Raw genomic sequence first — 8,717 nt, 5'->3', positions numbered from 1 at the left:
TTGAGACTTGGCTTTTTTTGATTTTAAAATTACATAAAAATAATAAAGTAATTCTTAAAATATCTTTTTTTATTGTATTCATTCATCTAAATTGTCTACAATATTATTATCATGAGAGGAGTAGTACGATGAGTATAAAAAATAAAAGAAAATCAAATTATTTATTACCTATTATAATCGCAATGTTATTAACGTTTTTTATTGGTCTAGCCAAAAACGCTTCTGCTGCTGAAGACGCGGTGATTAATGAACGTTGGGGAAAGCCTACGGTTGTTTTAGGATCAGCCTTAAATAGTACCCAAAGAGCTGAAACTTTGGAGAAATTTGGAGTAAGTGCAGATGCTGTTAATATCGATGTTGCAAACGGTGCGGACTTAGTGAAATATTTAGGTTATGGTAGCGGAGATGATAATGTTATGTTCAGCTCTGTCATGGTCACAAGAGAAAATGAAGGCCAAGGTGTTAAAGTTGATATTTTAACACCAGAAAATATAACATTAATTACTGCTGATCAGTATAAAAATCCTTTGATTACTGCCGGTATTACAGATGCAACAATTAAAGTAGCCAGTGTAGTTAAAGTGACTGGTGAAAGTGCGTTAACTGGCGTTTATAAAGCTTTTGAAGCAAATGGCGAAAAAGTTGATGAAAATCGAGCAAAATTAGCCCAAGAAGAATTGGATACAACGAAAAGTGTGTCAGATACAATTGTTAAAAATGCTGCAGAAAAAAATGCAAATGAAAACTTAACTGAACAAGAGCAAGAAAAAGCAGATGAAGCTTATCGTACCCAATTAAATCAAACATTGGTGGAAATCAAACAAGAATTAGCTGCTTTAAAAGAAAAACAAGGTGAGCTAGCTACTAAAGCAGATGTTGAGAAAATTGTTAATGATGCCCTAGCAAAATATAATTTATCTGATTACATGTCAAGCGAGGATGTCAATAAATTAGTGTCTTTAGCTGAAAAATATCAAAAAACTGATGGTGTTTTAGATAAGGACTCACTAGCACAATTAGACAAACTCAGTGATAGTTTTAATAAAACTGTTAATAAATTAAGTGATGAACTGGGATCTTTTGGTGAGAAACTAAAAGGAACATTAAATGACAACCAAGGATTTTTCAGTAATTTATGGCAGAGTATTAAAGATTTCTTTAATGGCCTGTTTAATTAATACTTAACCGCAGTCGAGGAGATCTCGTTACTGTGGTTTTTTATTATCTAGTGTGTTCAAATAACGCTTATTCACTATTTAATGCTAAAATAGTACTATATTGTGGTGAAAGAAGGGATTAAGATGAATAACGATTACGAAGAAACAGATTTGAAGGCCACTGAAGTTGAAAATTCAAAAAGTTTTAGCGAGATCAAAGAAGTCGCTTCAAAAAACATTGGTCAAATGTTGCATGATTTGCAAGATTTTGAATTAGCGATTACAGAAGAACGAATTCCCGATATTTATCGGATATATAACGGCCGTTTACATGACGAGCTGAAAAAAACCTCAAACGCAAACCACGAAATCGATAAGTTATTAACGAAAAAAATTCATGATAGTTTTTTAGAAACATTTCCATTTATGCAACATCATGAAAAAGTTTCTGAAACTTTAAATTATTATCGCATTGGTGATTATTATCGACAAAGAGCAACAGTAGGGATTGATGCTAGTTTACCAGAAATTTTTATTATTCCTAAAATTGATAGCCAGTGGGAAGCATTTATCACCGATCATGAAGGTCCAATGAGACAAATTGAACAAGAAATTGATCAACTTACTGCTAATACAATCATGGCTCAAAAACAAATCGAAAAATTAGATGAAGAAATTAAGGAGCTTAATCAAAAAGAAAAAGCAGTTGAGAATACCAAAGGATTTTTTAATCGAAATAAAGCAGATGAAGAATTGGATGTTATCGTAAAACAAAAGGAAGAATTAGAAAAACAGCGGGCCCAGTGGCTACCATACGTTGAAAAAAGGGAACAAACGGCCCAACAAAAAGCGACTTTAGAAAATAATTACCAACAACTAAGATTAAACCGAGCTGTCGTTATTAAGGAATTTCGCCAAATTAACCGTTATTTTGGCAGCTTAGAAGACTTACAAAAACAGTTGCAAACTTTCTTAGCCGACTACTTGAATCAAGGAGGGGAAGCGTAATGGGAGAAGAAAATAACAATTTGGAAGAAAAAGAAACGGTAGCAAAAAACGTTAGTTCAACGCAACCACCTACTGATTCGCAGCTAGAAGATACTACTGGGGCGACTAATTTAGCAGAAGATGGTCTGACTTATGAAGCAACAAAGACTACAGAAGAACAAGCGTATCAGCAAAACAAAGAAAATGATCATGATGAAATTGTGCGATTAATTGCAGCGTCTGAGGCAGAACTGGCGGACTTAAAACTACGTAAATCATTAATGGAAGCCGACTTTACAGAATTGTTAGAAGAATATAAACGACTGATTATTCCTCAAGTTGAAATCTCGGTAATCGCTAAAAAAATTCTATTAGAATATTTCTCCTATGAGCTTTTAAAACCACTACATTCGGTTGGGCTAAAACCAGCCGAAAATAATTATGATGTGTGGGAAACAAAACACTTTTTGGTGCAATACTATTTAGATGAATCACAACAATTAATTTTTAATTTTAAAATTAATCCAGTTGACCAGCGTTTCACATCAGAATTCATGCCACTATTGACGCTTGATGTTAAAAATATGAAAGTGACAATTAAAGATGATGAAGTTTTGCGATTAATTCATCTTTGGTATGCTGACAAAGTTTTTTCAGAAAGTCAGCTATCTTTAGTGAACTACGATATTAATTTATTGTTACAACACTTACGCAGTCTTGGCTTTGAAGTAGCGGCTACGCTGTTGGATAATACGCAAAAATTACACGTTGAACTTGAGACAGAATATCAGCTATCAACTTCAGTTTTAGATGAAATATTTATCATTGCAATGGAAAATGAAGACTATGATTTTGAAAAAATTGAAAGGGATCATTATGAAGTTCTACTGGATCAAGAGCAAAAAGTTGCCATTTATCCTAGCACTAAAGGACTCACATCATTATTTATTGATTCCAATCAAAGACGTCGTTCACTTTTAGACTTTTTTACCAGCTATGCTTTTTTAGTACCATTACTCGTTCGTAATTAATTTAAAAAGACCCTCTATCTACCATTTACCAAAAGTAGATAGAGGGTCTTTATTTTTAATGTAAATGAATTAGTCTAAAATGCTATCAGTGATCATCCCACGCTTTTGAAAAAAATAAGAAACAACAATTAAACCATACATCACAATTGTAACTTCGGTAACTACTAAATTACTGGTGGTTAAAATCGCAATAAAAATACAAGTTAAGCTTAATAATGTAATAATATTGATTATTCGTTTGACAAAAGAGGTATTGTTTTGCTGCAAGTAACGGAAATAAGCTAAACATAACATTAACCAGATTAAAAGAACTGTATATGATAGTGAACCGACTAAATAATTGAAAAGTGATTCACCAAAAAGATAAGATAATAAAACACCAACATAAAGCATTCCTGTCGAGAACATCACTGCTCGATTGGGCACACCATGTTTATTTAAACGCATAAATTTACTGAATTTTTTTGTTTTTGAAAGTTGTAAATGTAAAATTCTAGAAGATGCATAGATACCTGAATTGATGGAAGAAAATAAGGCGAATACAATCACCAAATTCACAATATCTGCGGCAAAAGGAATTTGCATTTTTTCAAAAACCAATACAAATGGACTTGCATCTGAATGTGCCAACGTTTGCCAAGGGTAAATTACCAGTAATAAAAACATAGGTACGATATAAAAGGCGATAATACGAAATAACACACTACGAATTGCCTTGGGAATTGATTTTGCCGGATCTTCTGTTTCCCCCATGGCAATAATTACCAACTCGGTACCACCGTATGAATAAACCACTAATAGTAAAGAATTTAGTAGCCCTTGAATTTTATGAGGGAAAAAGCCACCATGACTCGTTAAAGAACTCATAGTAGGAACTAAGCCTTCATGAAGAATTCTGCTTAAGACGAGATAACTGGCAAAAACGATTAATAAAACAACGACACTAATTTTTCCCATCGTCAACCAAAATTCTGTTTCTGCAAAAATTTTAACAGATAAAAAATTAATCATTGTCGTCAGGATAGAAATAATCAAAATAAAAACCCAAGCTGGTACATCGGGAAACCAAAGTTGCATAAAGCTTGCTGCTGCGACTGCTTCAGCCACGATATTAATCATCCACATCGTCCAGTAAAGCCAATCGGTAAAATAGGCCGAAAAAGCCCCGATATAAGGTGCCACTACTCCGGATAAACTCTGAGCATGACTGTTATTGACGGCTAACGTACCAACAGCGTTCATGATACTAAATAATAATAATCCGCCTAAAAAGAAAGCAAGAATAACAGATGGACCTGCCAAATTGATCGCTTCACCACTTCCTTTAAATAAACCAGCACCAATTGCGCCTCCCAGCGCCAGCATAGTAACGTGGCGGGAATGCATTTTCTTTTGTAATTTATTTTCCATTTTTTCACCTAACTTAAAAGGCTTTGTTAAATAACAAATACCTAAGATTTTAAAGAACAAACAGTATCATACTGGAATATTCTGAAAATTTCAACACTCTATTGTATAAATTTTCTCAAAATTATATTTCATTTGTCCAAATCTTAAATTTAAGGCATAATAAATGGATATTTGAGGGTGAATTACAGTAAAGGAGAAATAGGTTGCAGTAAAGTGAAGGCTTTTATTTCTTAATAATGTAATTATTATCCGACAACAAACTTTTTAAGGTGGAAAAATGAAGAAAAAAATTAGTTTTGGCGGGATTTTAACAGTTTTAGTAGTTGTTATTTTACAAGTTACAGGTATATTACCATTTGATCATGAACTGACATCACAAGAAACACACACTACGGTTACTAGTAACCAACAACTTTCGCTTGAAAATGTTGATTTAAATAATCCGCCTCGTTTCAAAAAAATCGCGGTTAATAACATACGCAATGTGGATGGTGATACATTTGCTTTTTATTTTCACCAAAAAGAATACAAACTCCGACTTTTAATGGTAGATACGCCCGAAAGTGTCAAACCAGGTATGAAAGTCCAACCTTTTGGCAAAGAAGCAAGTGATTTTTCAAAAGAAATGTTAAAAAAGGGAAACGTTAGTCTCGTTTTTGATAAGGGAAGTATAAAAGATAGTTATGGTCGCTACTTGGCTTATGTTTATATCGGAGATGAAATGCTACAGACAGCCCTTTTAAAGGCAGGATTGGGTATTGTACGTTATGTGAACGCTGGTGGTGATAGTTATGTTGCAAAATTAATGACGGCACAAGAACTAGCGCAAAAAAATAAGCGTGGGGTCTGGCAAAAAGAAAACTACGTCGTCAAAAAGAAAAATGGTTATTATCAGTACAATGAAAATTAGTTTTACAATTATAATTGCACACATAAAAGGATTAGCTTGAGCAATTATGTAATCAATATATGCTATCTCAAAAAAATCAGTATACAAGGTATTTTGCATTTAGTAGCAGAATTAGTTAAAAATAGTTAGAAAGAAAAAAACTCTGTCAGCAAAGCCACCAAAATTAGCGATTTTTACTAATCTTGCAGTGGATAAAGCAGACAGAGAATTTTTTATTCTTCGGCTAGGATAACCCGTACCATCTTGTCTAAAAATTCTTCTTCAGTCATCGGATTTTCTGGATCTTCATGAGAGAACGCTTTTTCGTGTTTTTGACCATCTGTGAAGCGATAAGTATCTTTTGGACTAATAAAGAAGAAATAATCTTTTTCGCCTTCAATATAGAGGACTTCTTTTTCCTCAGGATACTCGACTGTGACATCCATCACAGTGATACCGGATACATGATTTGTCAAATAATCTTCTGCTTGTTTCATTGTTAATGCCATGATTATCAATCCCTTCACCTTTATAATACCACTATCTTAAAAAGGTAGTATAAATAAACACTTATTGCCAAAGGATAAAAAAATATTATTTTTTTTTGCCAGAAAAGGTTCACATTTGAATCGTTTTAGATTATAGTAATTATAAATTGATAATTAATCTTTTCCTGCTAAAAGGCTTTTATCCAAAGATTTTTTTCAATTACATAAATATATTCTCAATAATTACTGGAGGTAACGTAATGTCAATGATCGGAAAAGAAGTTGCGGAGTTTAGTGCGCAAGCATATCACAATAGTGAGTTCGTCGAAGTAACAGCAGAAAACTTTAAAGGAAAATGGAGTGTATTATGCTTTTACCCAGCTGACTTTACTTTTGTTTGTCCGACTGAATTAGAAGATTTACAAGAACAATATGCTACATTGCAATCATTAGGAGTTGAAGTTTATTCATGCTCAACAGATACTCATTTTACGCATAAAGCATGGCATGAAACATCAGAAGCGATTGGCAAAATCAAATATTATATGATTGGCGATCCAAGTCATAAAATCGCTGAAATGTTTGACGTTTTAGATGAAGCAGAAGGATTAGCGCAACGGGGAACTTTTATTATCGATCCTGATGGAATTGTTCAAGCGGTTGAAATTAATGCCGATGGTATTGGCCGTGATGCTAGTACATTAGTTGATAAGGTTCGTGCGGCACAATATGTTCGTAATCATCCCGGTGAAGTTTGTCCTGCAAAATGGAAAGAAAGTGGCGAAACATTAACGCCAAGTTTTGACTTAGTTGGTAAAATCTAAAAAGAGCATCACCTTATGAAATTAATTTAAAATACAGCTGCCGCCAGAATTTACAACCATCAGCATTTTGCGCTGTAACTTTGTAAAAGCTGGTGGCTTTTTTAAAGGAGAAAATAAATTGTTAGATAATAATACAATTCAACAATTAAAACAATATTTGACGATGTTAGAAGGGCCCGTGGTTTTTCACGCAACTCTCGGTAATGATGAAAATTCCGCAAAAATGAAAACCTTTCTTGAAGAGGTAACTGCTCTTTCTGAGTTGTTACACTTTGATGAGGTTAGCGACGGACGTACACCTCAATTTAGCGTAGATCAGCCGGATAAAAAAAGCGGGATTGTCTTTGCTGGATTACCAATGGGGCATGAATTTGCTTCATTTATATTAGCTGTTTTACAAGTTAGTGGTCGTCAACCTAAAATTGAAGAAGCAGAACTTAAACAAATCGAAGCGATTACAGAACCACTTCACTTTGAAACGTTTATTAGTCTAACTTGCCAAAATTGTCCAGATGTTGTACAAGCATTAAATATTATGGCTGTGTTAAATCCTAATATTAGTCACACTATGATTGAAGGTGGAACTTATAAAGAAGAAGCGGAAAGTCGCAATATTTTAGCTGTACCAACAGTCTTTTTAAATGGTGAAGAATTTTCAAATGGTCGCGCTACTTTAATGCAATTGCTTAAAAAAATTCCGAGTCTGAAAAAAGAAGCTTTCACGCCAAGAGATCCTTTTGACGTTTTGGTAGTCGGTGGCGGTCCGGCTGGGGCAAGCGCTGCAATTTATGCTGCACGTAAAGGTATTCGGACAGGTCTGCTTGCAAACGAATTTGGTGGACAAGTTTTAGAAACACTTACGATTGAAAACATCATTGGTACGCCCAAAACAGAAGGACCTAAGTTTATGGGTGAAGTTAAACAACATGTACAAGAGTATGACGTAGATTTAATTAGCGGTGAAATGGCTACTGGCATTCAAGCAGATGAAATGGTCAGAATTGATTTAGAAAATGGTGAACAATTACACAGTAAAGCTGTTATTTTAGCTACTGGTGCTCGTTGGCGGAATTTAAACATTCCTGGTGAAGCGGAATTTAAAAATAAAGGTGTGGCCTATTGTCCCCATTGTGATGGACCTTTATTTGCTGGAAAAGATGTGGCGGTAGTTGGCGGTGGTAATTCTGGAATTGAAGCGGCGATTGATTTGGCAGGTATTTGCAATCATGTCTATGTCTTAGAATTTTTACCAACCTTAAAAGCAGATAAAATCCTGCAAGAACGTCTTTTAGAGTTGCCAAATGTTACGGTAATTTTAAATGCGCAAACAACAAGTATCAACGGTACTGATAGAGTTGAAAGCTTATCTTATCAGCAACGGGAAACTGGTGTAGAAGAAACCATTTCCGTAGCGGGAGCCTTTATTTTAATCGGGTTACAGCCTAATACCAAATGGTTAGAAAATACGGCTGTCAATTTAAATGAACGTGGTGAAATTATTACTGCTATAGACGGTGCGACAAATGTTACCGGTGTTTTTGCAGCCGGAGATTGTACTGATAGTCGTTACAAACAAATTATCATTGCCATGGGTTCAGGTGCTACGGCAGCTTTGGGTGCATTTGATTACTTGATTCGTAAAGGATAAAAATTATTAGCGGGAATTTTCTGCTTTGATTAAAGCGGCAAAAGACAGTGGCTAAGCCGTTTATTCATCGAAAAGTTATGACTTTTTTGCTAAAGTCATAGCTTTTTTTTTTAGGGTTTGTTATCATAATAGAGTATTATTTTTCTATATTTTGTAATGGTTGAGTCAAAGACTTCAAGGATCGCGTTCTTCAAGGGGTGAGAAGAGCATTTTTGAGGTGCTTTTTAAAACGTACTTCAAATTTTTGAAGTGCGTTTTTTTTATAGCATAGTAAAGGAGGAAT

Annotated in this window: 8 protein-coding genes; 6 read left to right on the top strand and 2 right to left on the bottom strand. The window is 34.2% G+C overall.

The genetic code is table 11. The features are described 5' to 3' along the window. Positions 1 to 128 precede the first annotated feature (128 nt). From RU96_RS11560 to RU96_RS11550, 3 genes are all read left to right on the top strand, one after another. Positions 129 to 1,178, top strand: coding sequence for a DUF1002 domain-containing protein (locus tag RU96_RS11560; protein WP_071865665.1), 1,050 nt, complete (start codon positions 129 to 131; stop codon positions 1,176 to 1,178). Between the two features lie 123 nt (positions 1,179 to 1,301). Further along, positions 1,302 to 2,165 (top strand): viral A-type inclusion protein, encoded by an 864-nt coding sequence (locus tag RU96_RS11555; RefSeq protein ID WP_071865664.1) that lies wholly within the window; start codon positions 1,302 to 1,304, stop codon positions 2,163 to 2,165. Beyond that, a complete protein-coding gene (locus RU96_RS11550; RefSeq protein WP_071865663.1) occupies positions 2,165 to 3,175 on the top strand; it encodes a hypothetical protein in 1,011 nt (336 codons plus the stop codon). Before RU96_RS11555 ends, RU96_RS11550 begins: the two co-directional genes overlap by 1 nt. A gap of 69 nt (positions 3,176 to 3,244) precedes the next feature. On the opposite strand, the gene RU96_RS11545 is transcribed toward RU96_RS11550, so the two are convergent. Next, positions 3,245 to 4,585, bottom strand: coding sequence for an amino acid permease (locus RU96_RS11545; RefSeq protein ID WP_071865666.1), 1,341 nt, complete (start codon positions 4,583 to 4,585; stop codon positions 3,245 to 3,247). 277 nt (positions 4,586 to 4,862) lie between these two features. Between RU96_RS11545 and RU96_RS11540 the strand changes: the two genes are divergently transcribed. Further along, complete coding sequence (locus RU96_RS11540) at positions 4,863 to 5,495, top strand: thermonuclease family protein (RefSeq protein ID WP_071865662.1); 633 nt, start codon at positions 4,863 to 4,865, stop codon at positions 5,493 to 5,495. Between the two features lie 212 nt (positions 5,496 to 5,707). On the opposite strand, the gene RU96_RS11535 is transcribed toward RU96_RS11540, so the two are convergent. Continuing rightward, positions 5,708 to 5,983: a hypothetical protein gene (locus RU96_RS11535; protein ID WP_071865661.1), complete on the bottom strand. Its 276-nt coding sequence runs from the start codon at positions 5,981 to 5,983 to the stop codon at positions 5,708 to 5,710. Positions 5,984 to 6,222: 239 nt separating this feature from the next. Between RU96_RS11535 and ahpC the strand changes: the two genes are divergently transcribed. Next, a complete protein-coding gene (ahpC, locus tag RU96_RS11530; protein ID WP_071865660.1) occupies positions 6,223 to 6,786 on the top strand; it encodes an alkyl hydroperoxide reductase subunit C in 564 nt (187 codons plus the stop codon). A gap of 118 nt (positions 6,787 to 6,904) precedes the next feature. Beyond that, positions 6,905 to 8,434: an alkyl hydroperoxide reductase subunit F gene (ahpF, locus tag RU96_RS11525; RefSeq protein WP_071865659.1), complete on the top strand. Its 1,530-nt coding sequence runs from the start codon at positions 6,905 to 6,907 to the stop codon at positions 8,432 to 8,434. The last annotated feature ends 283 nt before the right edge of the window (positions 8,435 to 8,717 follow it).

Source organism: Enterococcus canintestini, from assembly GCF_001885735.1.
Taxonomy (GTDB): Bacteria; Bacillota; Bacilli; order Lactobacillales; family Enterococcaceae; genus Enterococcus_C; species Enterococcus_C canintestini.
The sequence above is the reverse complement of the archived record's forward strand: the minus strand, read 5'-3'. Positions and strand labels throughout refer to the sequence as shown.

Bases quoted from the DNA above. Each gene is read 5' to 3' on its own strand.
- RU96_RS11555 (WP_071865664.1), top strand. From the start codon at position 1,302: ATGAATAACGATTACGAAGAAACAGATTTGAAGGCCACTGAAGTTGAA.
- RU96_RS11535 (WP_071865661.1), bottom strand. From the start codon at position 5,983: ATGGCATTAACAATGAAACAAGCAGAAGATTATTTGACAAATCATGTA.
- RU96_RS11550 (WP_071865663.1), top strand. From the start codon at position 2,165: ATGGGAGAAGAAAATAACAATTTGGAAGAAAAAGAAACGGTAGCAAAA.
- RU96_RS11560 (WP_071865665.1), top strand. From the start codon at position 129: ATGAGTATAAAAAATAAAAGAAAATCAAATTATTTATTACCTATTATA.
- ahpC (WP_071865660.1), top strand. From the start codon at position 6,223: ATGTCAATGATCGGAAAAGAAGTTGCGGAGTTTAGTGCGCAAGCATAT.
- RU96_RS11540 (WP_071865662.1), top strand. From the start codon at position 4,863: ATGAAGAAAAAAATTAGTTTTGGCGGGATTTTAACAGTTTTAGTAGTT.
- RU96_RS11545 (WP_071865666.1), bottom strand. From the start codon at position 4,585: ATGGAAAATAAATTACAAAAGAAAATGCATTCCCGCCACGTTACTATG.